This window comes from Lysinibacillus sp. NPDC096382 (assembly GCF_044762845.1).
Taxonomy (GTDB): Bacteria; Bacillota; Bacilli; order Bacillales_A; family Planococcaceae; genus Lysinibacillus.
Map to the genome: position 1 here is coordinate 1 of NZ_JBIWFC010000021.1, position 22766 is coordinate 22766.

24 protein-coding genes and 10 tRNA genes are annotated in these 22766 nt (G+C 37.7%); 26 read left to right on the forward strand and 8 right to left on the reverse strand.

What is annotated here, in order from left to right; translation table 11 throughout:
* The first annotated feature begins 14 nt into the window (after positions 1 to 14).
* From ACIQZA_RS21485 to ACIQZA_RS21550, 14 genes are all read left to right on the forward strand, one after another.
* Positions 15 to 90 (forward strand) — tRNA-Phe (locus ACIQZA_RS21485).
* An 8-nt stretch (positions 91 to 98) separates the two neighbouring features.
* Positions 99 to 174 (forward strand) — tRNA-Thr (locus ACIQZA_RS21490).
* 10 nt (positions 175 to 184) lie between these two features.
* Positions 185 to 268, forward strand: a tRNA-Tyr gene (locus ACIQZA_RS21495).
* A gap of 10 nt (positions 269 to 278) precedes the next feature.
* Positions 279 to 352: transfer RNA gene (locus ACIQZA_RS21500), tRNA-Trp, on the forward strand.
* A 16-nt stretch (positions 353 to 368) separates the two neighbouring features.
* Positions 369 to 444, forward strand: a tRNA-His gene (locus ACIQZA_RS21505).
* Between the two features lie 34 nt (positions 445 to 478).
* Positions 479 to 554, forward strand: a tRNA-His gene (locus tag ACIQZA_RS21510).
* 17 nt (positions 555 to 571) lie between these two features.
* Positions 572 to 646: transfer RNA gene (locus ACIQZA_RS21515), tRNA-Gln, on the forward strand.
* Between the two features lie 7 nt (positions 647 to 653).
* Positions 654 to 728: transfer RNA gene (locus tag ACIQZA_RS21520), tRNA-Gly, on the forward strand.
* An 8-nt stretch (positions 729 to 736) separates the two neighbouring features.
* Positions 737 to 810, forward strand: a tRNA-Cys gene (locus tag ACIQZA_RS21525).
* A gap of 47 nt (positions 811 to 857) precedes the next feature.
* Positions 858 to 938, forward strand: a tRNA-Leu gene (locus tag ACIQZA_RS21530).
* Between the two features lie 581 nt (positions 939 to 1519).
* On the forward strand, positions 1520 to 2080 hold the full coding sequence (thpR, locus tag ACIQZA_RS21535) for an RNA 2',3'-cyclic phosphodiesterase (protein ID WP_402883831.1): 561 nt from the start codon (positions 1520 to 1522) through the stop codon (positions 2078 to 2080).
* A 144-nt stretch (positions 2081 to 2224) separates the two neighbouring features.
* Positions 2225 to 3259: an ABC transporter permease gene (locus tag ACIQZA_RS21540; protein WP_402883829.1), complete on the forward strand. Its 1035-nt coding sequence runs from the start codon at positions 2225 to 2227 to the stop codon at positions 3257 to 3259.
* A 1-nt stretch (position 3260) separates the two neighbouring features.
* The gene (locus ACIQZA_RS21545; protein ID WP_402883828.1) at positions 3261 to 3947 is read left to right on the forward strand and encodes an ABC transporter ATP-binding protein; all 687 of its coding nucleotides are present in this window, start codon (positions 3261 to 3263) and stop codon (positions 3945 to 3947) included.
* 215 nt (positions 3948 to 4162) lie between these two features.
* Entirely contained in the window at positions 4163 to 4447 is a 285-nt protein-coding gene (locus ACIQZA_RS21550; protein ID WP_402883826.1) for a hypothetical protein, read from the forward strand.
* 240 nt (positions 4448 to 4687) lie between these two features.
* Here the strand turns inward: ACIQZA_RS21550 and ACIQZA_RS21555 are convergent, their stop codons facing one another.
* From ACIQZA_RS21555 to ACIQZA_RS21565, 3 genes are all read right to left on the reverse strand, one after another.
* Positions 4688 to 5503, reverse strand: coding sequence for an SDR family NAD(P)-dependent oxidoreductase (locus tag ACIQZA_RS21555; RefSeq protein ID WP_400937991.1), 816 nt, complete (start codon positions 5501 to 5503; stop codon positions 4688 to 4690).
* 18 nt (positions 5504 to 5521) lie between these two features.
* On the reverse strand, positions 5522 to 6217 hold the full coding sequence (locus ACIQZA_RS21560; protein WP_400937972.1) for an SGNH/GDSL hydrolase family protein: 696 nt from the start codon (positions 6215 to 6217) through the stop codon (positions 5522 to 5524).
* A gap of 68 nt (positions 6218 to 6285) precedes the next feature.
* Complete coding sequence (locus tag ACIQZA_RS21565; protein ID WP_400937970.1) at positions 6286 to 6873, reverse strand: TetR/AcrR family transcriptional regulator; 588 nt, start codon at positions 6871 to 6873, stop codon at positions 6286 to 6288.
* Between the two features lie 253 nt (positions 6874 to 7126).
* Here ACIQZA_RS21565 and ACIQZA_RS21570 point away from each other — a divergent pair, with 253 nt between their 5' ends.
* Positions 7127 to 7477 carry a VOC family protein gene (locus ACIQZA_RS21570; protein ID WP_402883824.1) on the forward strand — a complete coding sequence of 117 codons (351 nt, stop codon included), beginning with the start codon at positions 7127 to 7129 and terminating at the stop codon, positions 7475 to 7477.
* A 111-nt stretch (positions 7478 to 7588) separates the two neighbouring features.
* On the opposite strand, the gene ACIQZA_RS21575 is transcribed toward ACIQZA_RS21570, so the two are convergent.
* On the reverse strand, positions 7589 to 8332 hold the full coding sequence (locus ACIQZA_RS21575; RefSeq protein WP_402883823.1) for an arylamine N-acetyltransferase family protein: 744 nt from the start codon (positions 8330 to 8332) through the stop codon (positions 7589 to 7591).
* Between the two features lie 195 nt (positions 8333 to 8527).
* Between ACIQZA_RS21575 and nagB the strand changes: the two genes are divergently transcribed.
* The 3 genes from nagB (at position 8528) to ACIQZA_RS21590 (ending at position 10969) form a co-directional block, all read left to right on the forward strand.
* Positions 8528 to 9241: a glucosamine-6-phosphate deaminase gene (gene nagB, locus ACIQZA_RS21580; protein WP_402883838.1), complete on the forward strand. Its 714-nt coding sequence runs from the start codon at positions 8528 to 8530 to the stop codon at positions 9239 to 9241.
* A 448-nt stretch (positions 9242 to 9689) separates the two neighbouring features.
* Complete coding sequence (locus ACIQZA_RS21585; RefSeq protein WP_402883821.1) at positions 9690 to 9899, forward strand: hypothetical protein; 210 nt, start codon at positions 9690 to 9692, stop codon at positions 9897 to 9899.
* 167 nt (positions 9900 to 10066) lie between these two features.
* A complete protein-coding gene (locus tag ACIQZA_RS21590) occupies positions 10067 to 10969 on the forward strand; it encodes a S66 peptidase family protein (protein WP_402883819.1) in 903 nt (300 codons plus the stop codon).
* A gap of 61 nt (positions 10970 to 11030) precedes the next feature.
* Here ACIQZA_RS21590 and ACIQZA_RS21595 read toward each other — a convergent pair whose 3' ends face one another.
* Complete coding sequence (locus ACIQZA_RS21595) at positions 11031 to 12617, reverse strand: catalase (protein ID WP_402883818.1); 1587 nt, start codon at positions 12615 to 12617, stop codon at positions 11031 to 11033.
* Positions 12618 to 13201: 584 nt separating this feature from the next.
* On the opposite strand from ACIQZA_RS21595, the gene ACIQZA_RS21600 reads away from it, so the two are divergent.
* The 4 genes from ACIQZA_RS21600 to ACIQZA_RS21615 all read left to right on the forward strand — a co-directional run bounded on the left by ACIQZA_RS21600 (position 13202) and on the right by ACIQZA_RS21615 (position 16753).
* Complete coding sequence (locus ACIQZA_RS21600) at positions 13202 to 14209, forward strand: medium chain dehydrogenase/reductase family protein (RefSeq protein ID WP_402883816.1); 1008 nt, start codon at positions 13202 to 13204, stop codon at positions 14207 to 14209.
* 17 nt (positions 14210 to 14226) lie between these two features.
* Positions 14227 to 14640, forward strand: coding sequence for a MerR family transcriptional regulator (locus tag ACIQZA_RS21605; protein WP_400937954.1), 414 nt, complete (start codon positions 14227 to 14229; stop codon positions 14638 to 14640).
* A gap of 457 nt (positions 14641 to 15097) precedes the next feature.
* On the forward strand, positions 15098 to 15700 hold the full coding sequence (locus ACIQZA_RS21610; RefSeq protein WP_400937952.1) for a hypothetical protein: 603 nt from the start codon (positions 15098 to 15100) through the stop codon (positions 15698 to 15700).
* A gap of 387 nt (positions 15701 to 16087) precedes the next feature.
* The gene (locus ACIQZA_RS21615) at positions 16088 to 16753 is read left to right on the forward strand and encodes a hypothetical protein (RefSeq protein WP_402883815.1); all 666 of its coding nucleotides are present in this window, start codon (positions 16088 to 16090) and stop codon (positions 16751 to 16753) included.
* Between the two features lie 108 nt (positions 16754 to 16861).
* Here ACIQZA_RS21615 and ACIQZA_RS21620 read toward each other — a convergent pair whose 3' ends face one another.
* Positions 16862 to 17371, reverse strand: coding sequence for a hypothetical protein (locus tag ACIQZA_RS21620; protein WP_400937948.1), 510 nt, complete (start codon positions 17369 to 17371; stop codon positions 16862 to 16864).
* Between the two features lie 14 nt (positions 17372 to 17385).
* The gene (locus ACIQZA_RS21625) at positions 17386 to 18075 is read right to left on the reverse strand and encodes a B3/B4 domain-containing protein (protein ID WP_400937945.1); all 690 of its coding nucleotides are present in this window, start codon (positions 18073 to 18075) and stop codon (positions 17386 to 17388) included.
* Between the two features lie 59 nt (positions 18076 to 18134).
* Between ACIQZA_RS21625 and queG the strand changes: the two genes are divergently transcribed.
* Both queG and trmL read left to right on the forward strand, forming a co-directional pair.
* Positions 18135 to 19265: a tRNA epoxyqueuosine(34) reductase QueG gene (gene queG, locus ACIQZA_RS21630; RefSeq protein ID WP_142510868.1), complete on the forward strand. Its 1131-nt coding sequence runs from the start codon at positions 18135 to 18137 to the stop codon at positions 19263 to 19265.
* A 14-nt stretch (positions 19266 to 19279) separates the two neighbouring features.
* Positions 19280 to 19753 carry a tRNA (uridine(34)/cytosine(34)/5-carboxymethylaminomethyluridine(34)-2'-O)-methyltransferase TrmL gene (trmL, locus tag ACIQZA_RS21635; RefSeq protein WP_400937942.1) on the forward strand — a complete coding sequence of 158 codons (474 nt, stop codon included), beginning with the start codon at positions 19280 to 19282 and terminating at the stop codon, positions 19751 to 19753.
* Positions 19754 to 19887: 134 nt separating this feature from the next.
* On the opposite strand, the gene ACIQZA_RS21640 is transcribed toward trmL, so the two are convergent.
* The gene (locus ACIQZA_RS21640) at positions 19888 to 20733 is read right to left on the reverse strand and encodes a VOC family protein (RefSeq protein ID WP_400937940.1); all 846 of its coding nucleotides are present in this window, start codon (positions 20731 to 20733) and stop codon (positions 19888 to 19890) included.
* A gap of 532 nt (positions 20734 to 21265) precedes the next feature.
* On the opposite strand from ACIQZA_RS21640, the gene ACIQZA_RS21645 reads away from it, so the two are divergent.
* A complete protein-coding gene (locus tag ACIQZA_RS21645; RefSeq protein ID WP_185903579.1) occupies positions 21266 to 21442 on the forward strand; it encodes a hypothetical protein in 177 nt (58 codons plus the stop codon).
* 84 nt (positions 21443 to 21526) lie between these two features.
* On the forward strand, positions 21527 to 22357 hold the full coding sequence (locus ACIQZA_RS21650) for an aldo/keto reductase (RefSeq protein WP_402883813.1): 831 nt from the start codon (positions 21527 to 21529) through the stop codon (positions 22355 to 22357).
* Positions 22358 to 22766: the final 409 nt, after the last annotated feature.

Sequence of the window (22766 nt, forward strand, 5' to 3'; positions counted from 1 at the left end):
TTTTTAAAAAATATGGGTCAGTAGCTCAGTTGGTAGAGCATTAGATTGAAGCTCTAAGTGTCGGCGGTTCGATTCCGTCCTGACCCACCATATTTTTTGCCGGTGTAGCTCAGTTGGTAGAGCAACTGACTTGTAATCAGTAGGTCGTGGGTTCGACTCCTATCGCCGGCACCATGGCATTACCGGAGGGGTAGCGAAGTGGCTAAACGCGGCGGACTGTAAATCCGCTCCTTAGGGTTCGGCGGTTCGAATCCGTCCCCCTCCACCAGTTTTTTCATAGGGGCATAGTTTAACGGTAGAATAGAGGTCTCCAAAACCTTTGATGTGGGTTCGATTCCTACTGCCCCTGCCAATTAATTAATTTTATGGCGGTTGTGGCGAAGTGGTTAACGCACCTGATTGTGGTTCAGGCATTCGTGGGTTCGATTCCCATCAGTCGCCCCATTTAATTTAAAACAATAAAATATATAGTAATATGGCGGTTGTGGCGAAGTGGTTAACGCACCTGATTGTGGTTCAGGCATTCGTGGGTTCGATTCCCATCAGTCGCCCCATTTATATATTTAACTTTTGGGGTATAGCCAAGCGGTAAGGCAACGGATTTTGATTCCGTCACGCCCTGGTTCGAATCCAGGTACCCCAGCCATTTTTTTGCGGAAGTAGTTCAGTGGTAGAACACCACCTTGCCAAGGTGGGGGTCGCGAGTTCGAACCTCGTCTTCCGCTCCAATTATTATGGCGGCATAGCCAAGTGGTAAGGCACAGGTCTGCAACACCTTTATCACCGGTTCAAATCCGGTTGCCGCCTCCATATTTTATTAATCAATCGGTTTATCCGATTTTTTTTATCTCCATTATGCCGGTGTGGCGGAATTGGCAGACGCGCACGACTCAAAATCGTGTTCCTTTGGAGTGTCGGTTCGACCCCGACCACCGGTATCATATTTAGTAGAGAATCCTTGATTACAAGGGTTCTTTTTTTATTTGTAGAAAGCAATTAAGATCCTCTCAAAGGGTATTTTTGAGAGGATTTTTTTATACGAACCATAGATTGCTATACACAGTACAGAAATGAATTTGCAGAATTTTAAAATTAATAGAAGTAAAAATCAATAATACAAGGGGTGATGACATGAAAAGCAAAAAGTGATGGCGAGTGTGTTGTGTTCAACTTTATTTGTTGCCGCTCCAGTTAGGATTATTAATAAAAGGTAGCAATAAGATTAAGAATTTTAAAACATTGCAAATCTACTCCTTCTTTCATATGATTTTTAACATTAATAGTAACCACATCTTCAACTTTAATAAATCTAGGTTTTCGAGGAGAAATATTGTGTGCTTTACAAAGTGTAATAATCTTGTTGTTCCACTTAGACCACCTCACTTTACATTATGGCCCACTCGCTAAAAAGAAAAGGGGGTTATTTCTGCTTTAGCGTGAGTAGTAATGGTTAAATTAAAGTAGGAAATGACATAATGCCTGATAAGTAGTATTTATGATGAATAGAGAGGTTATAATTATGAACAGACATTTTTTTATTGCCGTCCCACTTCCTTCAGATATTAAAGCAGCTCTTAAAGTGAGATGTGAAGAAATGAAAACAGATTTTCATTTTAAACGATGGGTACACCAGGAAGATTATCACATCACATTGGCTTTTTTAGGTCATGCGGATGAAGAGCAATTACAGGCTGTAATGGATGAAACGAGGAAAAATCTTCGGAATGTTCTACCATTCGAATTAAAAATTCAAGGGTTCAATACTTTTGGGAGAAAAGAATATCCAAGAATTTTATGGGTTAATCTGCTCGAATCGCAGCAATTAAATTTGGTGAAAGAAATAGTATACCGTGATTGTATGAAGGCTGGTTTTGAATTAGATAAGAAGCCCTTTACACCCCATATAACTGTTGCAAGAAAATGGGATGAAGCGTGCGGGGAGATTCCGTTCGGCGCATTGCTAGAAGAAAATTTTCAGCTTCCAAAATTTCTAGTTGAAGAAGTGATTTTGTACGAATCAAAAATAGAGGAAACGCCAAAATATTATAAAAAAGCTGTCATTCGTTTAGATGGCCAATAATTTTACAATCAGCTCGTAAACCTAAAAAAGAAAAGGTTTATGAGCTTTTTTTACTGAAAATATTGTAATTTTAATGATTAGTTCATCTTCCGTTCATTTAAGGTTTTTATGCTAAGGATGTAAAAAGGAATGGAGGAGTTCACTATGAATCTTGCGTGGAAAGAAATTAAGAAGAATAAAGTAAGATTTTTAATATTAGGTTCAATTGTTTTTCTAGTTAGTTTTTTAACTTTTATTATTTCTGGTTTGGCGAATGGATTATCACAGGATAATGCCGCTTTAATTAAAGATTTACCACAAGGACAATTTTATATGAATACGGATGCAGATCAAACTTATAATCTGTCAAAAATAGATAGCGGTACACAAAATGAAATATTGAGCAATGAAAAGGATGCAGTAGCTTTTTCACTACAAATGGGCTTTTTAAATGATCAGGACAATAAGCAGCAAAGCGTTGCCTTTGTTGCATCCACTGATTCAGAGTTATTTGAAAATGTGCAACACGAAGAAGTGATATTAGACAGCTCATTGAAAGATAAAGGAATAAAAGTAGGCGATACATTAACGAATAATCAGTTTAGTGACAAGTTTGTAGTAAAAGGATTTGTAGAGCAAAAGAAATATAGTCATGCACCGGTTGCCTATATTAATAAAGAGGATTATAAAGAAATTTATCGTGCTGATGAAATGCAATTGATTTTTGTACCAAATGGTGATTCTTCAAAACAATTTGCTGGATTACAATCATTTTCGAATAAAGAGTTTCTTAATACAATCCCAAGCTATAGCGCAGAACAAATGTCTTTAAATATGATTGTCTGGTTTTTAGTAGTCATTAGTGGGATGCTGTTTGCTATCTTCTTCTATATGATGAACGTTCAAAAAATTGGTTTATACGGAATTTTGAAGGCCATTGGTGTGAAAACGAGCAAACTATTCAAAATGATATGGACACAGATGGCTATCATTACAGTTATTTCACTTATTTTGTCGGTAGCCTTTAGCCAAGCATTTAATCTGATAGCGCCAAAAGGAATGCCTTTCACGTTAACAATTGCGACGACAACGCAATTATCGATCGTATTCCTAATTATTGGATTTATTGGTGCTACAATTTCAGGCATCCAAATTAAAAAAATTCAACCATTACAAGCGATACAGCAAGGAGATGCTTAATATGACTTTATTTAAAATCGATGAAGTTAGAAAAACGTTTAGGAATGGCGAGGTAGAGGAAGAAATACTTAAAGGGATAGATCTTTCTCTAAATGAAGGGGAAATAACAGCATTGGTCGGTGCATCTGGATCAGGTAAGAGTACACTTCTGACAATAGCTGCTGGACTTCAGCCTGCAACAGATGGGTACGTTATATTTGAAGCGAAAAATATGTCCACCATGAAATCTGAAGAGGTTCGAAAAGTACGAGCAAGTGAATTTGGGTTTGTCTTTCAGTTTGCACACCTTGTACCTTTTCTTACAGTTGAGGAGCAGCTACTGCTAATGCTAGATGTTTCTGAATCAAAATTAAAGAAGCAGGAACAAAAAAATGAAGTTAATCGAATACTAAAATTAGTAGGGATGGACCATCGAAAAATGGCTTATCCTTCGTCCTTGTCAGGTGGCGAGAAGCAACGTGTTGCCATTGCCCGAGCAATCATTCATAAACCGAAAGTTCTTTTCGCAGATGAACCAACAGCAAGCTTAGATTCACAAAGATCAAAGGAGGTTATGTTACTAATTAGAGATTTGACTAAAACGTTAAACATTACTACTTTAATGGTGACACATGATGAAGAAATGCTTGCTTATACGGATCGTATTATTAAAATGAGCGACGGTGTCATTTTGCAAGATGCCATTTAGATCGAATCATAAAAACCACAACCGCATTTATTGATGGTTGTGGTTTTTTGACATCCGCTAAAAGAAGTTAAACAGGCTTATCACCATAATGTTAAGCTGATTTTCCGTTCCATCTGGGCGTTATTTATAGATATTTTTAATAAGCCTAGTGTTATGTTACCAAACCACTAAACTAATGAAGCATATTATAGAAGGAAAGGGGGAGGTGATTTCAAATGGCGTTTGTCATTGCTTTATTGATAGTATTAGTTGGTCTAATAGCGGGATTCCAATTAACCGAAGGAAGGTCAGAGAAAGGGAATTACATCGTTTGGGGTATCATTACAATGATAGCGTTTGCACCGTTCTTATCTTTTGTAATTGGCGTAATGTATGGAATAATAGTTAAAAATAGTTGGGCAACCTCGATTATGATGTTTTTAGCTCCTATAATTTTTGTTATAGGGTTAATTATATTACTTTTAGGTATTTATAAAAATGATAAAGAAAAGTATAAATAACTAGCTATTTATCTCTGAAAAGGGTTATTCCGTTCAGTGTTTAAGTTATCTTAAATATAAAGGTAAAAAGCCGCGAGACGCCTACAAATTGTTTTTAAAGAGTGTAAATGAAAATGTAGCGAAGGAGATATATGCCTTCGTGTCCAACATCCTATTTTGGGCCATGATGCGGTTCGTGCCTGGGCGGCGGAAAAGCATAGCGGTTTTTTACCTCTGGAAGAAAGCTTTTACGTTAAAAGTTTATGTTAATCGAGCTTTTCGACTTACTTTACAGACCATTCTCATTAAAGCTCTGTGCAACGAAGGGAAGATCGTAAAGAGTACATCCATTGTTTTACGCATAGGCATAGGACAGATAATAGGCTTATTTTTGTGTACGCCTGCAATAGTGATTTTTGCTAGTTGCTGTGGAGACATCATTTTTTGCTTTTTCAATTGTTTGGACATCACTGACTTATCAATATTAATAGCCGTTGCTTTATCGAAAATAGGTGTATCAACAAAAGTCGGACATAGCGTACTTACCTTGATGCCAAATTCCTCAGCCTCATAGTGAAGTGATGTCGTTAAGCCCACAACAGCATGCTTCGTAGTTGAATATGCGGCAGATATAGGCGCTGGCCCCAACCCTGCTGCTGATGAGGTATTGATGATATGTCCAAAACCTTGTTTCTTCATGATTTGATAGCCAACTTGAGTACCATATATAACGCCCCATAAGTTAAGATCCACAATGTTTTTCCATTCGTCCATCGACATATCATACATTTCACCATACATAGCTATACCAGCATTATTGAATAAATAATCTAATCTTTGAAATTCCTCATAGACATTTGTAATGGCATGTTCAACACTTTTATAATCGGTTACATTTAATTCAACAAATCTAGCATTTGAAGCATCTTTATTTAGTTCTGCCTCTAGAAAATGTCCATCATGTTCGTTAATATCTGCAATAATGACAAATACATGACGACCTACTAACTCTTTGCAGATAGCCTTCCCTATACCTGATACACCGCCAGTAACAATCGCAACCTTTCTCATATTCATCACCTCTCACATGACTTCCTATTGTTCAATAGCTTCTTGTAAGTGAAACTGTTCAATGACAGCTGTGTATTCTTTCAAGACAAGTTCTGCTCCGTTACTATTTAAATGAACGCCATCTAACGTTAAATGTAGCCCTCTCTTTTTAGATAATCGGTCAATTCGCAAAGGATTTTTATAAAACAGTACATCTTTCATTACTCGCATAACATTGGTGTTCATATAATCAGAACTAGTAACTTGTTCTAAGTGATGCTCAAACACCTCTTGAATATTTAGAAAGCTTACATTTGCATATTTTGAAGAAATGGATTGAATAATAGAGGAGAGCTCTTTTAATTCTTTATTAGGAGCGTTTTTAATTGTCTCTCCTATTAAAGCTGGTGTTACTAAAACGACATGTTTAGAGGATGCTAAAATGATTTCTAAACAATTTACATAGTAATCTTTAAATTCTTGATGGTCTTTTGTCACTGGTTGTGCCTGCACTTTCAAAAGTTTTCCATAGACATCGTTGACACCAATCCAAAGAAAGCTAAGGTCATAATAAGTAGCTAGCTTCGATTTCTCTAAACGACTGTGTAAGCTTTTTACTGTTTCACCTGGTTTACCGAGATTATCAAATTCGATATGTTGATGTTTTGTTATTAGTAGTTTAAAAAATGAAACCCCCGGTCTACCTTCTGTTAAGCTGTCGCCTATACATGCAATTTTCATTTATATCCCACCTTTTTTTATCTTCTTTAACTTCACCCGTTGTAATAATTTAATTCCTCTAGAAGCCATTATGCCGAGGCATAATTGATAAAAATGGTTATTGCCTTGTTAAAGAGTGGCTCAAGTGTTTTCAGCTCCTGAGTATTTGTAAGCTGACATAATCCCCCTAGCCATGTACCTAGCAGAACTGTCCACTCATCAATATTTCCATGAACAAATTCCCCCTTATCAATTCCTTCTTGCAAAATCGCACGATAAGCACCCATCGGTACAACCGCTAAATTGTATAATTGTTGTACTGATTCAGGGCTCGATTTTGGATTGGAAGCTAGCTCTTGCCCTGATCTTAATAAAGGTGTTTGGTAATGATAGAGAACATGCATGGCCATGCCATATAATTTTTCTGTTGCCGTAGAGTAGTTACATTCTTTTTGCAGCCATTTGTTGTTCCAATCTTGCATTGTTTGGTGCGCTAAAAGAACAAAGAGCTTTTCTTTGTTTTCAAAATGGTAATAAATGTGTCCTTTGCTGTAGCCTGAAGCGGTGGAAATATCGCCAACTGATGTTTGATTATAGCCTTTTTGAGAAAACAAACTAACCGCATGTTCCATAATTTCAACTTTTGCTTTCTCGCTATCATAACGTCTTTTATTCAATGATTTACTCCTTCATAACATTTGAACGTTCGTTCTAATTTAATTATACAATATTTTCCTGATTAATGAATAGTTAAATACCTACGTCATTATGTTGTCACAATTGCTAATACCAAGGCTAATTAGACATCTCCAGGAAAGCACCTAGTTGGAAAGGAATTCAACTCTACATTATGGTGTTGAATAAATGGAGAGAATATCCATTTGGTTATGGAATTATAAATTATGATTTAAAAATTAGGAGGGGAATTAGATGGGGAGAGTTATAGGGTTTGAATTAAATAGCCAGGAGCCTGAAAAAGCAGCTGAGTTTTATGCCAAGGTTTTTGGTTGGGATGTAGCCGCACCTAATTGGGAATATTGGGCTGTAACAACCGGGGATGATAAAAAATTAGGGATTAACGGCGGTATTGCTAAGGGGCCACATGATTATCCTTTTGGAACACGTATTCAAATCGAAGTGGATTCTATCGATGAGGCTATGGCTAAAGCTAAACATAATGGTGCCATCATTGTTCGTGACAAAATGGAATTTGCTGAGTTTTATCTTGCCTATATGGTAGATCCAACTGGGCTTGGCTTCGGCTTAATTCAAAACAAATAAGCTATTTAATAAGTCTCTGCCAAACGATTGCGGAGGCTTTTTTGTGATTAAGTCGATAGCACAGGAAAAGCAAGCCTCCTTTTAAATGGGGAGGCTTGCTTTTTGTAGTATCTAATCTAATGAAATATGAAAAAAGCGATGAAGTGCTTGTCGCCATTCCTTTTCGTTATGAGTTGTATAAGTTGTTAGGGAGTATCTCTCGTAAATTCGAAATTCGTTATTAAGCATTGTATGTCGGCCACGAGGAGTACGAATCATCGCGATTTTATTTTTTTGTTTAGAAAGTCTTGGTGCAAACTTTGCATCGTTAGCGTCATCAAAAAAACTATAAAGTAAACGCCAATTATTTTTTGTTAGTTCGTACAGCATCCAGCCGTTCGCTTCATCTCGTTCAATTTTATAAAGTTCATTACCTTCACGGTGTTGATGTCCAGCTATTAGTGGAACTGGTTTACAAGGAGCTAGTGCACCTACACCAACATCTGAAATATATGATTGGCCATTGAAATTGACCAGCAATAGCTGATGCATAGGTACATCCTCAACAGGAGTATCTGCTTCATTGTTGCGCCAAAATTGTGCATAGCGGTTGGTTACAGAAAAGCCAAGTTCGCGAAGTAGCCAACTAAATAAAATATTTAGTTCAAAACAATTGCCTCCGCGAAGTTGAATAATCATTTTTTGAAAAAGGTCAGGAATAGCGAAGGAGATGTCATGTTTTAAGGCAACATCTAGGTTCTCATAAGGAATGGTATGTAGATGTTTGGTTTGAAGCTGACCAAGTAACTTAATAGATGGCTCTAAAGATCCTTGAAATTGAATAAGCCTTAAATATTGCTTTATTTGTGAATTCATAAAATCGCCTCATTTCCTTACTAAATAACATAACCGAAATGGTTTGAGAATACACGTGAATAATATAAAGAAAATAATAGAAAAGAAGGTAAATAACTTGTAAAATGAAAGTATTAACTATAATAAAGAAAGATATTTCCTATTATTTTAGTTAATAATAATGATTGTAAGGTAGGTATACGAATGACAAGCGAAATGAAATGGTTAGAAGTAAATTCATACGATGAAATGAGCAAAGTAGCAGCGGATATTTTCACTAAACAATTACAAATAAAACCAACAAGTATTTTAGGATTAGCGACTGGTGGTTCTCCCTTAGGAATGTATAAGGAATTAGTGAAACGCCAACAAGCTGGCAATATATCTTTTAGCGATGTGATTACCTTTAACCTAGATGAATATATAGGTCTCGATCAAACAAGTCCGGCAAGTTATTGGACATTTATGCATGAGAACTTATTCAATCATGTAGATATTAAGGAAGAAAATATACATTTACCAAATGGTAAGGCAGAAAACTTAGATGCTGAGTGTGCGGCTTATGAAGCTCGCATTAAGGAAGCGGGAGGAATTGATCTGCAGCTTCTAGGCATTGGCATTAACGGACATATTGCTTTTAACGAACCGGGCACATCTTTTGCTTCAATGACTAATATTGTGGAGCTAACTGAATCTACACGTAAAGAAAATGCAATTTATTTTGATAACTCTAAAGATGTACCGACTCATGCAATTACAATGGGCATTCAATCTATTATGAAAGCCAAGGAAATCGTGTTAATTGCATTTGGTGAAAAAAAACTAGAGGCTATGGAAAAATTAAAAAGTGGTATCATCACTGAAGATTTCCCAGCAAGCCAATTATTAAATCATCCAAATGTAACAATTATTTACGGCGGAACAAAATAAGAAATAAGCGTAGACTTTATATTATTTGAAGTCTACGCTTTTTTATTTTGGCGATCAGAGCGACGGACAGAAGGGTCGAAGTGACGGAAAGTAATCCGAGCGACGGAAAGAAGAGTCGGAGTGACGGAAAGAAGAGCCAGAGCGACGGAAGGAAGAGTCGAAGTGACGGAAAGAAATCCGAGCGACGGAAAGAAGAGCCAGAGCGACGGAAAGAAGAGCCAGAGCGACGGAAAGAAGAGTCGAAGTGACGGAAAGTAATCCGAGCGACGGAAGGAAGAGTCAAAGCGACGGAAGGAAGAGTCAAAGCGACGGAAAGAAGAGTCGAAGTGACGGAAAGAAATCAGAGCGACGGAAAGAAGAATCCGAGCGACGGAAAGTAGAGGCGAAGTGACGGAAAGAAATCCAAGCGACGGAAAGTAGAGCCAAAGCGACGGAAAGAAGAGTCGAAGTGACGGAAAGAAGAGTCGAAGTGACGGAAAGTAATCCGAGCTACGGAAGGAAGAGTCGAAGTGACGGAAAGAAATCCAAGCGACGGAAAGTAGAGCCAGAGCGACGGAAGGAAGGGTCGAAGCGACGGAAAGAAGAGCCAGAGCGACGGAAGGAAGGGTCGAAGCGACGGAAAGTAGAGCCAGAGCAACGGAAGGAAGAGTCGAAGTGACGGAAAGAAGAATCTGAGCGACGGAAAATAGAGTCAGAGTGACGGAATGTAGGACTAGAACGACATACATTCATCCGGAAATTTAAATTTTATCAACACTAGCTTCGCCATTAATCAATGCTACAATATTATCTATATGCTTGAATTAGAAAATAGGAGGGATTAGGGTGAAAAGCACCGTAGCACATTTACAAAAGGGAGATACAGTTGGTCTTGTGGCTTTATCCAGTCAAGCACAGCCCGAAAAGCTAGGAGATGCTATAGCCTTTCTTGAAGAATTAGGGCTAAACTATATAATTGGGGATACCATTCAGGCAAAGCACGATTACCTAGCAGGTAGTGATGAAGAGCGTCTGGCTGATTTTCATGAAATGGTGAGAAATCCTGAGGTGAAGGCAATTTTTTGCGTTAAAGGGGGCTATGGCTCTGCACGAATTGCGGAGAAGATTGACTACGGACTACTTGAGGAAAATCCAAAAATCTTCTGGGGCTTTTCTGATCTTACATATTTACATTGCGCGATTAACGAATATGCTAATTTAGTGACGTTTCATGGGCCGCTACTTATGTCTGTTAGAAGAATAGATGATTTATCAAAGAAGATGTTTTTACAGCTATTTTCACCGATGGAAGTACAATATACGGAGGATATTTCCCCATTAACGACGATTGCACCTGGTGTAGCTCGTGGTGAGATTATTGGAGGAAATTTACGTCGCCTTGTTAACACATTAGGTACAAAATTTGAAGTTTGCACAGAAGGTCGCATTTTATTGATTGAGGAGCTTGGGGAATCTATCCCAAAAATCGATGCGATGTTGCAGCAATTAAAGCAGGCGAGAAAGCTTGAGCAGCTAGCCGGAGTTGTTATCGGTTCCTTTACGCAAACAGAAGCGGATGAAGCGGCATTATTTGCTTTAATGAAGGATTATTTTGCGGATTTAGGCGTTCCAGTTGTTGCGGGCTTTAAAATTGGCCATGATTCAACGAATATTGCAATTCCATTAGGCGTAGATGCTATTTTAGATGGACAGGAAAAGATACTAAAGATTTTGCCTGGTGTGCATTAAAAGAAGCGCTCAGTACTTTATATTGTGCTGAGCGCTTTATTTTGTAGGAACGTTTAGGTTATTAATAAGGTTCTGCGCCATGACCTTTATCTATAGCCTTTTGAGGTGCTTCATCACCAGCAATATTGCCAAGTGGCTTTGATGAAGATGAATCATTTCGAGCTTTTTGTAAACCTTCTTTTAACAAGCGACCGTATTCTTCATCTGCTTCTTGTGCTAATGCAATCATCGCTTCTTGAATGGCTATATGACAGACTGCTAAATCACGAATTAAGTTTTCAAGCAGCTCATCTCGCTCCCATTGTTCAAAATTGCGATATGTTTCGCCGGCTTGCTTCGTATTGCTTTGCCGATCAATGGATTCTCGAACGAGATTACCTTCCACAAGAGGTGTATATTCTTTAGCCGCTTGAGAAGCTTCTTTTAAACCATTTAACATCGAAGGCTCATAGTTAATATGAGAGTTTTGCCCCGGAGCTAAATCTCGCTGATACATCATTTGACCACCGTTTTGATTGGTTGCTACTCGTTTTTTAGGTGCATTGATAGGGAGTTGTAAATAGTTTGCACCTACACGGTGACGCTGTGTATCAGAATAAGAGAAGGTACGACCTTGTAGCATTTTATCGTCCGAGAAATCCAATCCGTCCACAAGCACTCCTGTACCGAAAGTAGCCTGTTCAACCTCAGCAAAATAATCTTCTGGATTTTTATTTAACACCATCTTACCAATTGGATACCATGGGAATTGATCATTAGGCCAAAGCTTCGTATCATCTAATGGATCAAAATCAAGCTCTGGATGTGGACCATCCTCCATAATTTGGACGTTAAGCTCCCATTCAGGATAATTACCATTTTTAATTGCATCATATAAATCTTGTGTGGCATGATTGAAATTTTTCTTTTGGATTTCTTCTGCTTCTTTTTGTGTTAAGTTTTTAATGCCTTGTAAAGGTTCCCAATGATATTTTACAAGGACCGCTTTGCCTTCACTATTGACCCATTTATACGTATTGACGCCAGAGCCTTGCATCATTCGATAATTAGCGGGAATACCCCAAGGTGAATAAACAAATGTCACCATATGGAAGGTTTCTGGAGAACTTGCACAGAAATCAAAAAAGCGTTCAACGTCCTGAATATTTGTAATCGGATCAGGCTTAAAGGCGTGAATCATATCAGGGAATTTCATAGCATCGCGGATAAAGAAGATTTTTAAATTATTGCCGACTAAATCCCAGTTACCATCCTCAGTATAGAATTTAACAGCAAAGCCTCGTGGATCACGTAATGTTTCTGGTGAATGACCGCCATGAATAACGGTTGAGAAGCGCACAAAAACAGGCGTCTGCTTCCCTTTATCCTGAAATACTTTAGCCCTTGTATACTTAGCAATAGGATCATCCCCAACAACACCGTATGTCTCAAAATAGCCATGTGCCCCTGCACCTCGTGCATGAACAACACGCTCAGGAATTCTTTCGCGGTCAAAGTGACTTATTTTTTCTATAAAATCATAGTTTTCAAGAGTTGCAGGTCCTCGATTACTGACAGTTCGTATATTTTGATTGTTCGTAATAGGATGCCCCTGTCGATTTGTCAAGGTCATGTCATGCTCGTTTGTGGAATCGTGTTGTTTCGTCATTGTATAACCCCTTTCTTTTGAATATAGTTATTCTTTACATGTTAGGGGAGAATTAGACATGAAAAAACTTCTGCACATGAGGTGGAAAAAGAGAAAGTTAATGGAAGGGGATGGGAATTGCGACGTAATGGATTAAAATATGTTGGGTTTTTAATTATGTTAATTTTGGGGGAATCTTCTACGTTGCTTCTTTATTCGTTAAAGCAAGATGAGGTAATTATATGAACAGAAAAAGCTCTCCTACACAAGATGTAAGAGAGCTATTGGATGGCGTTTTCAAATTAATTGTCAAGTTGTTTGAGTATGGCCATTGCTGATAGTTGGTTATTAGTCATTGGTCATACAGTAACAGGTAACTTGTCATTGGTTTTGTTTAAGTTAGCTCCAAAAAGCTAGTTTTGAAAACAGCACATCCAATTCGCTATGAAGTCTCATCGACTCCATAAATCTATTGTATACAGTTTCAGGGAAATCGTCTATGCAATAAAACTTTAAACTTTGGCGGATGCTAAATAGATTCCTTGACTTAGAGTTTACTCTAACAAATATAATACAAACATCTTTATTGAGGGGAGATGTTTGATTTGAATACACGAGTAATTGTAACTAGATACGGGGGACCTCAGGTTATTGATGTGATAGAGGAGCCCTTACGAAAACCCGAAAGAGGGGAAATTCGCGTTAAGGTCCAAGCTGCAGGAGTTGCACTTGCGGATATTATGAGAAGAGAGGGTAAATATCCGCTATCTCCTATACCTCCCTTTACTCCCGGATACGACGCTATTGGGATTGTTGACGAGTTGGGAGAAGGCGTGCAAAAATATTTGATAGGGGATAAGGTAGCTGTCTTTTTTAACGGAACGGGTGGCTATGCATCTTATGTGTACGCGATGGATGATGAGGTTGTCGGGATTCCTGCTCACATTGATTCCGTAACGGCCGTTGCTGTGATCTTAAATTATGTAACAGCCTATCAAATGCTTCACCGGATTGCAAAGGTAGCTGAGGGAGAACGTATCCTTATTCACGGGGCGAGCGGCGGGGTTGGTACTGCTTTGCTTGAGCTTGGGGAGTTAGCAAAATTAGACATGTATGGCACTGCTTCATTGGCTAAACATTCAATTGTATCCAAATTCGGCGCCGTGCCGATTGACTATCGAAACGAAGATTTTGTAGATACTCTTCGTATCCAGGCTCCTGAAGGTATGGACGTTGTATTTGATCCAATAGGAGGCCAGAATTTCGAGCGTTCGATGAACACCTTAAGCAACAATGGCCGCTTCATAGGTTACGGCTATACCTCGATTCTTCAGCAAGGAGATTCAGAAGAATGGGCCAAAGAATGGGAAAGTCTGGCTGAAAATCGAACTACAGAGAAAGGTAATCCGGTCTATCTTTACTCTATAACATCATTAAAAAAAGAAAGATTAGATTGGTTTAAGGAAGATGTTCGGTTCCTTCTTTCATTGTTAGAGGAAGGGAAGATCAATCCCTTGATCTCTTACAGACTTCCTTTACGGGAAGCTGCACATGCACAAGAATTGCTTGAAAAATCATTATCTGTAGGAAAGGTTATTCTTATATGTGAATGAAAGGGGACAAAAACCTAATGTACTCAATTGGTGAGATATCGAAATTAACAGGTATTTCTGCATATACACTTCGTTATTATGAAAAAATGGGTCTTTTACCTAATCCTTATCGCTTGGATGGGAAGCAAAACGGGATTCGGCAATATAATGATCAGGATCTTCGCTTTATCCAATTCGTTTATGGATTAAAGCAAACAGGAATGAAGCTAAAGGATATTACTTTATTTGCTGAAGATGGCTGTCTGTTAACACAAAATGATCAAGAAATAGAGGATATCCAGGAAATTTTACATAAACGGATTGAACTATTAAATAAACATGTTAATCTACTAGAGCAACAATTGGAGCAATTGGAAAACGTGATGACTCTTGCCAATGAGAAAAGAAGTTTTTACTTAGCTATGCTAAATGATAGACTTCCAAACCCGTAAAGACATTTTAAATTCTTCTAGGAGAAGTTATGCCTCCGGCGGATATCACGGGATCGGGAAGGAGTTGTTAGCCTAAAATCATCGCATCCATGCGAAAACGGCTAACTGACCTGCATCGGCGCTGACGCTACGTTTTCACACAAAAGACATCTTTTGCTGCCGCTACGTTAGCACTGCGCTTTCGCAAAAAATAGACTATCAAAAGCGTTTAGCCACTATTGGTTACACGCTTTTTTATATTCATTAGAGTTAGTTCAATATGTAACAAGATCCTTTATTTTACTGAAAATGTCGAAAAATGACGAATAATAAAGGTGGAAATGTACACCTTATTTTGTCAGAATTGTAATAGGAGGAGATGATATAGTATTTTAGGAACTTTTTGCACTATAATTCTATTTCATTAAATCTAAAAACGTATATTTTTAACGATATGCATTCGGAGGGAATAAAGGTAATGAAGAAAGTTTTATTATTACTTCTAGCAGTTATGCTAGTTGGATGTTCTGGAGAAGGAACAGAGAAGAAAAAAGAGGCAGATGTAAAAAAAGAAGAGGTCGTTACAGTAAAATTTGAAGAAGTTGATTCTGAATCAAAAGCTACAGTTGAAAAGTTTGCCAAAGAATACAATGAAAAGCTTACTTTATTTAAACAGGTTCAACCTATAGGATTAGACATGATTCCAGAACCAGTAACGAATGAACTTAATGATTTCTCACAAGTTCTATTGGAAGCTGATTTTAAAGAATATAAGGGCCATTACAAATTAGTTGCTAAATACAATAAGGATAAAAAAATAATTGGATATAATCTTTCTGTTCAAGGACTCCCTGAAAAAGAAGTAAATGATGAGGGAGAAGAATGGGCAGAAGGGATGACTTCAGCTGTAATAGTTGCTCAAACACTAGGATTAGATTTGGGTAAATTCACCGAATCATTAGCTAAAGCTGAAGAAAATAGAGACACTCATTCTTATACTGATTCTACATATAAGGTAACTAATCTTTGTACTGAGGTCGATGCAGGAAAATTTGAATTTAAATTTGAATTAACTAAGTAGAATAAAAAGCATCTCTAATGAACTACATCTCAATTGTGTCTAACAATTGCAATGCAGATCAAGAGATGCTTTTTTGCTTTGCTGTATTTATTTTAATTGATTTAGAGCTATACAAGTCTTTATTGCTTATTAATAGGCTTGAGAAGCGATGAAACCTCGGCTTGTCTTTTGTATTTGCTTTTGTGTAATTGGGATTTAAAAAATTGGTATTCTATATATTATCTTTCCATAAAAACTTATTATTACACAAAATGTCGAAAAATGTTGGTTATAATTGTAATAGGATGATGCGATATAGTAATTTAAGTATTTTTTGCACTGAATTCTATTTCATTGAATCTAGTAACGTATATTTTTATTGATATACATTCGGAGGGAATAAAGGTAATGAAGAAAGCTTTATTATTACTACTAGCAGTTATGCTAGTTGGATGTTCTGGAGAGGGAACAGAGAAGAAAAAAGAGGCAGATGTAAAAAAAGATCAGGAAACAAAAGAAGAGGTCGGAAAGGAAGAGAAAGTCGTTCCAGTAAAATTTGAAGAGGTTGATCCTGAATCAAAGGCTGCGGTAGAAAAGTTTGTTAAAAAATACAATGTCAGAGCTAATATATATAAAAAGAATCCAGTTGAAGGAATTGAAATAGCAGAAATTCCAGAACCAATAACTAGTGAATTGAATAAAGAGGAAACTATTTTTTCACAAATTTTATTGGATACTGATTTTAAAAAACATAAGGGTCATTATAAAATAGACGTTCATTATAATGAAGATAAAAAAATAATTGGATATAATATTTTTATAGAAGGAATTCCCGCAACTGAATTAAATGAAGATGGAAAGGGAGGGGAATGGGCAGAAGGAATTATATCTGCTATGTCAATTGCTTATGCACTAGGATTGAATATCGATAAATTTGACGAAGAAAGTGATATTGCTTTTGACGAGGAAGTAGCTTATACATATACTGATCCTAACACTAAGACTAATGTAACTTTTCTGTTTGCTGATTGGGATATAGGGAAATTTGAAATTAAATATGATTTAAGTAAGTAGAACAAAAAGCATCCCAAAGCTGTACCCCGAATTGTTAAACACAATTGGAGGTACAGCTCTAAAAGGATGCTTTTTTTATTGTAGAAATAATAGCATTGGCGCTCAATATTAGAAATAACGAGAATCATCGAAGTTAATTTCAACACTATAATTCTTTGCATTGATCAGATTCGATAATTTATGGGCATCTTTTTCTAATATAATAGCACGTTCGCGGTACTCATCTGGCTCATACATAGCAATTTCATAAAGCATTGTATTTTCACCATATCCCATGCGTACACTCTCTTTTTCGTGCATACTAAACTGTTTACACAGCTCAGCATCTGCACGGAGCTGTGTTGCGAGCTCAATCGCTTCAACTAATGCTAGTTTGTCACCTTTAAAGTCTACTATGTTTTTTATATTTGCTTCATATACTAAACGATCCAATGTACGAACATCGAGACGTACTTGAGCTAATTCAGCTTCAATTACTTTCATTGCACGATTACTTGTTTTGGGTGCTTGTCCTTTTTCAACAGTTACAAAAGCGCTACGATGTAATTCGCCAACGAACTCTTGAACTTTTTTTGCTAAAATACTTTTTAGCTTAACGGCTTCAGCTAGATTAATCATGAAAACACGTCCTTTTACAGTGTAGTAGATGGTGCTACGTTTGTTAATAGGTCCATTTTAAAATCGCCGCCATGAATTTGATTAAACATCTTACCGGCAGATGCAAGAAGCTCTTGCGCACTTTCTTCTGATAATGATGGGCGTAGGTAGAAGATATGTAGAGCCTCAGTCGTTTCCTCCGAAACAGACGTACGTTTAGAATCGACAAATGGTGACCCAAATGCTCCTTCAGCATCACAGCTATAAAGGATATTTTTTAATGCATTAAAACGACCATTTAAGCCCTCATAGCCAGTATCCTCGTCGCCAAGTGCGATTTTTATATGTCCTTGTAGTTTAGCTACATCATATAAGCCTACCGGAATCTCATATTGGAGGGAGAAGAAATTATTTAAATCAACACCTGAGTGAAAGGGTGTTAAATAATTTTGCTTACTAACTCGGCGCATTAAGCTTTCTGCTGAGTGACGATAGCGGTTCGGATCTGCACCAAGCTTTTTCCATAGTTGTCGCCATTCTGCAATACCCTCTCGTTGCGTTACAGGATTATCTTGCATTTCTAAAAAGAGATTTTCCTGATACAATTGCATGCGACCTTTAATCATTTGAGGCGATTCTGCAACGACAATTTTGGTATAATGAATAATGCCGATTTTAAGCTCGGGATGTTGTGTCAATAGAGATTGATTAATTGAAATTTCCATAAAACATCACCTACTTTATCTATTTTTATTATTGTACCATGTAAGGAGTTGGGAATAAAATGAACATACATGACCTACAACGAGAATTTGTGGCGTATGCAATGTCCATTGGCGTCGATAAAATAGGCTTTACAACAGCAGCTCCTTTTACTGAAATGAAAAATAGACTGCGCCGTCAGCAAGAGCTTGGTTATCAGTCTGGCTTTGAAGAAAGCGATATAGAAAAACGTACCGAACCCCTACAATTGTTAGAAGGAGCAGAAAGTATTGTGGCGATAGCTGTCGCATATCCGTCGCGTATGCAAGATGCCCCTGTAGGCAAAAAGGGAGCAAGACGCGGGATTTTCTGTCGTGCTTCCTGGGGTGTCGATTATCATACAGCAATACGCGGACGCTTGAAATTATTATCAGCTTGGCTTGAAGAGCGAGTAGAAGGTGTGCGTTTTGAATCAATGGTTGATACGGGTGCACTTGTGGATAGGGCAGTTGCAGAACGTGCAGGGATAGGCTGGAGCGGGAAAAACTGCTCGATTATTACGCCAGAGTTCGGTTCCTATGTATATTTAGGAGAAATTATTACGAATATCCCTTTTGCTCCTGATAAGCCAATGGAGGATGAATGCGGGGATTGCCGCTTATGTTTAGATGTTTGTCCAACAGGCGCGTTAATCGAGGGAGGACAGCTAGACTCTCAACGTTGTATAGCCTTTTTAACACAAACTAAGGGAATGCTACCTGATGAGTTTCGTACCCATATTGGTAATCGTTTGTATGGCTGCGATACATGTCAGACCGTATGCCCAAAAAATAAAGGGAAGATTAACTGGATGCATGAGGAATTTAAACCTGATCCAGAGCTTGCAAAGCCATTACTTGTACCACTTTTAACAATTTCAAATCGTGACTTTAAAGAAAAGTTTGGACATGTTTCTGGTTCATGGCGGGGGAAAAAGCCAATTCAACGCAATGCTATTTTGGCACTCGCGCACTTCAAAGAAGAAGCTGCCGTCCCAGATTTAGTAGCGCTTCTTGAAAAGGATGAACGACCTGTAATTAGAGGAACAGCCGCATGGGCTTTAGGTAAGATAGGCGGGGAGCAGGCTCAATCCGCATTACTTAAGGCAGAAATAAAAGAACAAGACGAGGAAGTACTCGTTGAAATTAATAAAGGTTTACAATTTTTTAGTTAAGGGAGTGTACCGTTATGCCATTGCATATCGTTTTATATCAACCAGAAATTCCAGCAAATACAGGAAATATTGCACGCACATGTGCTGGCACAAATACTTCACTACATTTAATTCGTCCTCTTGGCTTTTCCACAGACGATAAAATGCTAAAACGTGCCGGCTTAGATTATTGGCATAGTGTCAATGTCGTGTATCACGATTCGCTAGAGGATTTTTTAGAGGTATCCAAAAATGGCGACGTTTATTTAATTGAAACCTATAGCGAAGAACCATTTACGACACATGATTTTAGTGATAAAGATCGAGATATTTACTTTATGTTTGGCAAAGAAACGACAGGTCTGCCAAAGGATTTTGCTTATGAGCGTCGAGATATGTGCTTACGAATTCCACAGAGTGAACATGTTCGTTCACTCAATCTATCGAATACAGCAGCAATTGTTATTTATGAGGCATTACGGCAACAAGGATATCCAGGTTTACATTAAAAAAGAAGTTCTCTCATAGCGGAGAACTTCTTTTGTTTTTTCGATAGAGGTGAAGGGATTCTGCAAAAGAAGGGAAGCACCCGTTAAGCGACGGATACAATCCTCACCCCGACGGATAGTACGTCACATCACTCTTAAAATTTCAATAAAACAACGATACCTGATGGATCCTCTGTTTGGAAACCACCATCTATATCAATAACAGGAGCACCAATGGAACGGAGATTTTCTTTCATTGTAGCTGCTTGCTCTTCATTATCTAGACGCAGTGAAAATGTTTGTAAGCCAACCTGATTTTTACCAAGCTTTGGTGCGTTTTCAGAGTGCCAAGTATTTAAACCGATATGATGGTGATAGCGGCCAGTTGAGATGAATAAAGCTTGTGCTCCATAGCGAGTGACAATCTCAAATCCTAATCCTTTTGTATAAAATTCTTCTGCGGCAGCTAAATTAGATACTGATAAATGAATATGCCCCATAACCGTATCAGCTGGTAGGCCATCCCATCTACCATCGCCTTCCTCTAATATAGAATGGATTTTAAGAGGTTCAGTCACCATATGCACTTGGTCGAAATGCCAAGTCCATTCATTTTCAGGGCGATCTGCGTAAACCTCAATACCATTATTATCAGGATCATTTAAATAAAGTGCCTCACTTACATCATGGTCAGATGCTCCGAAGTACACGCCATTGTTATGGAAATGAGTAATAATATTCGCTAAATCACGACGAGTAGGCAATAAAATTGCAAAGTGATAAAGGCCAGTTGTTAAGCTCGTTTTTTCTTCTACTGTTTCAGGTTGGACGATTGTTAGTAAGGCTGTTTTGCCATCAGCAGTTAGAGTTGCTCTATGAGATTCCTGCTGTAAAACTTTAAAGCCAATGACCTCCTGATAATAAGTTAATGAACGTTGTAAATCGCTCACTTTAATTTCAACATTTGTGACATATGTGTTAGGTTTTTCATGAAAATGCATAGTAAATTACCTCCAAATTTAAGTTATAATTAATCATCAACTTACTTTATGTAAGTAAGTGTATTTTATAAAGTACATATTGTCAAGTAATTATATTGTTCCAAAAAATAAGAGAAGTAACCGAAGTGGCTCATCGGACGCCCTCAGGAAAGCACTCGGTCGTAACAGAAATCAATTCCTCACTTTGCCGAAGAGCCAACTTTATTTAAGAGGGCACCTTATTTCATCACAATAGTTTAGCAACAACAAAAAAATCACTAAGCATATATTCATGCTTAGTGATTTTCTTGAGGTATTATTTGTCTGCTCTGTAGTCGCCTTCATAACCAGCAGTGAAAATTGCAGTTAAGAACGCAACAGTTACACCAATAATTAATAGTAAACTCATGGAAGAACCCTCCTCAGTTTATAAAGACATCTCTTTTTAGTATAGACTATCTACTATAAAAATGAAACGACATAGCGGAATAAAATATGTCAGAAATGGTTCAGAAATAACTATTTCGGGAAAACTATAAGAGAGGTGATAATAATGGAAAAAAAGGTTCCAAATATTGAAAACGGTACAATGGCTAGAAATTTTAAAGATTTAAAGGATTTAGGAAAGCAAATGGAGCATTTGCGTGATGGCCTAGAGCTTGTAGAAGACAATCGAATTCCAGATCCTATTCAAGTAGATGATTATGAAGAGGAAGCGAAGGATCAATAAGATATTACCCCTGAAATTTTCCTTATATTTCTTAAAACCAATTTTTTGTATAATGGAACTAGGAAAAGAAAGGGGTTGTTATTCTTGAATTTACAATCAACAAAAACATTAGCAAACGGTGTGGAGATGCCTCGTTTTGGCTTAGGTGTTTATAAAATGACAGAGCGTGATGAGACTTTGCAGGCTATTGATAAAGCTCTTAAATTTGGCTACCGAGCTATTGATACGGCTTCTCTTTATGGTAACGAGGTCGAGGTGGGCGAAGCTATTCGTCATTCAGGCGTTAAACGTGAGAATATTTTTGTGACGACAAAGGTTTGGAATAATGACCAAGGCTATGATGAAACATTACGAGCTTTTGAAGTTTCATTGAAAAAGTTAAATATGGATTATTTAGATTTATATTTAACGCATTGGGCAGTACCAGAAACATTTGAAGAAACGTATCGAGCAATTGAACGTTTATATGATGAAAAATTAGTTCGTGCAACAGGTGTCTCAAATCACCATGAGCATCATCTACAAAAGCTATTAGCTAAAGCAAATATAGCACCAATGGTCAATCAAGTAGAGGTGCATCCATATTTACAGCAAGACGCATTACGAGCATTTTGTAGTGAGCATGGAATTGCTGTTACCGCATGGTCTCCATTAGGCCGTGGCGGAGTACTTGATAATCCAATGATTATGGAAATTGGTCGTGAAATAGGGAAGACGGCCGCTCAAGTAGTGCTGCGTTGGCATTTACAAAATGATACACTCATTATTCCTAAGTCTGTGACACCTAGTCGTATTGAGGAAAACGCCCAGATTTTTGATTTTGAATTAACACTAGCTCAAATGGATAAAATAGCGGCGTTAAATCGTAATGAACGATTTGGGCAAGACCCGGATAACTTTAAATTTAATTTTTAGTGCAATAGAAATCCCGCTCTCTAATTTGAGAAGCGGGATTTTGTAGTGTTGAAAAACAAAATAATCAGGGAAATCTTTGTGGACATTCTGGCGAGTGATTTCCGTTCCAGGCTACTCGCTTTCCTGCGGGCGAGCGTCGAGCCGCTTCCTTCGCTCCGCTTCGTGCAGGGTCTCGTCTGTCTCGCTTTCCCGCGGGAGTCGAGTAGCCTTCCACTTCAATCAATGGTAGCGTAGACTTTTATAAATTAAATGCATGTCAAAAGTGAACACTATGATTACTCACCATAATTGAGGAAAATAGTCCTAAACAGTGACGCGATTGTATAGATGTTGTTACTATTGCGATGTTTTAGCAATTTATCGCTGGCGCTACGTTAACACTGCGCTTTCACACTATAATATCTGGTGC

Excerpts from the sequence above, each read along its gene's own strand:
- queG (WP_142510868.1), top strand. The coding sequence starts at position 18,135 with ATGAACATACATGACCTACAACGAGAATTTGTGGCGTATGCAATGTCC.
- ACIQZA_RS21605 (WP_400937954.1), top strand. The coding sequence starts at position 14,227 with ATGTACTCAATTGGTGAGATATCGAAATTAACAGGTATTTCTGCATAT.
- trmL (WP_400937942.1), top strand. The coding sequence starts at position 19,280 with ATGCCATTGCATATCGTTTTATATCAACCAGAAATTCCAGCAAATACA.
- ACIQZA_RS21620 (WP_400937948.1), bottom strand. The coding sequence starts at position 17,371 with ATGATTAATCTAGCTGAAGCCGTTAAGCTAAAAAGTATTTTAGCAAAA.
- ACIQZA_RS21570 (WP_402883824.1), top strand. The coding sequence starts at position 7,127 with ATGGGGAGAGTTATAGGGTTTGAATTAAATAGCCAGGAGCCTGAAAAA.
- ACIQZA_RS21560 (WP_400937972.1), bottom strand. The coding sequence starts at position 6,217 with ATGAAAATTGCATGTATAGGCGACAGCTTAACAGAAGGTAGACCGGGG.
- ACIQZA_RS21595 (WP_402883818.1), bottom strand. The coding sequence starts at position 12,617 with ATGACGAAACAACACGATTCCACAAACGAGCATGACATGACCTTGACA.
- nagB (WP_402883838.1), top strand. The coding sequence starts at position 8,528 with ATGAAATGGTTAGAAGTAAATTCATACGATGAAATGAGCAAAGTAGCA.
- ACIQZA_RS21615 (WP_402883815.1), top strand. The coding sequence starts at position 16,088 with ATGAAGAAAGCTTTATTATTACTACTAGCAGTTATGCTAGTTGGATGT.
- ACIQZA_RS21555 (WP_400937991.1), bottom strand. The coding sequence starts at position 5,503 with ATGAATATGAGAAAGGTTGCGATTGTTACTGGCGGTGTATCAGGTATA.
- thpR (WP_402883831.1), top strand. The coding sequence starts at position 1,520 with ATGAACAGACATTTTTTTATTGCCGTCCCACTTCCTTCAGATATTAAA.
- ACIQZA_RS21545 (WP_402883828.1), top strand. The coding sequence starts at position 3,261 with ATGACTTTATTTAAAATCGATGAAGTTAGAAAAACGTTTAGGAATGGC.
- ACIQZA_RS21610 (WP_400937952.1), top strand. The coding sequence starts at position 15,098 with ATGAAGAAAGTTTTATTATTACTTCTAGCAGTTATGCTAGTTGGATGT.
- ACIQZA_RS21645 (WP_185903579.1), top strand. The coding sequence starts at position 21,266 with ATGGAAAAAAAGGTTCCAAATATTGAAAACGGTACAATGGCTAGAAAT.
- ACIQZA_RS21575 (WP_402883823.1), bottom strand. The coding sequence starts at position 8,332 with ATGAATTCACAAATAAAGCAATATTTAAGGCTTATTCAATTTCAAGGA.
- ACIQZA_RS21550 (WP_402883826.1), top strand. The coding sequence starts at position 4,163 with ATGGCGTTTGTCATTGCTTTATTGATAGTATTAGTTGGTCTAATAGCG.
- ACIQZA_RS21625 (WP_400937945.1), bottom strand. The coding sequence starts at position 18,075 with ATGGAAATTTCAATTAATCAATCTCTATTGACACAACATCCCGAGCTT.
- ACIQZA_RS21540 (WP_402883829.1), top strand. The coding sequence starts at position 2,225 with ATGAATCTTGCGTGGAAAGAAATTAAGAAGAATAAAGTAAGATTTTTA.
- ACIQZA_RS21640 (WP_400937940.1), bottom strand. The coding sequence starts at position 20,733 with ATGCATTTTCATGAAAAACCTAACACATATGTCACAAATGTTGAAATT.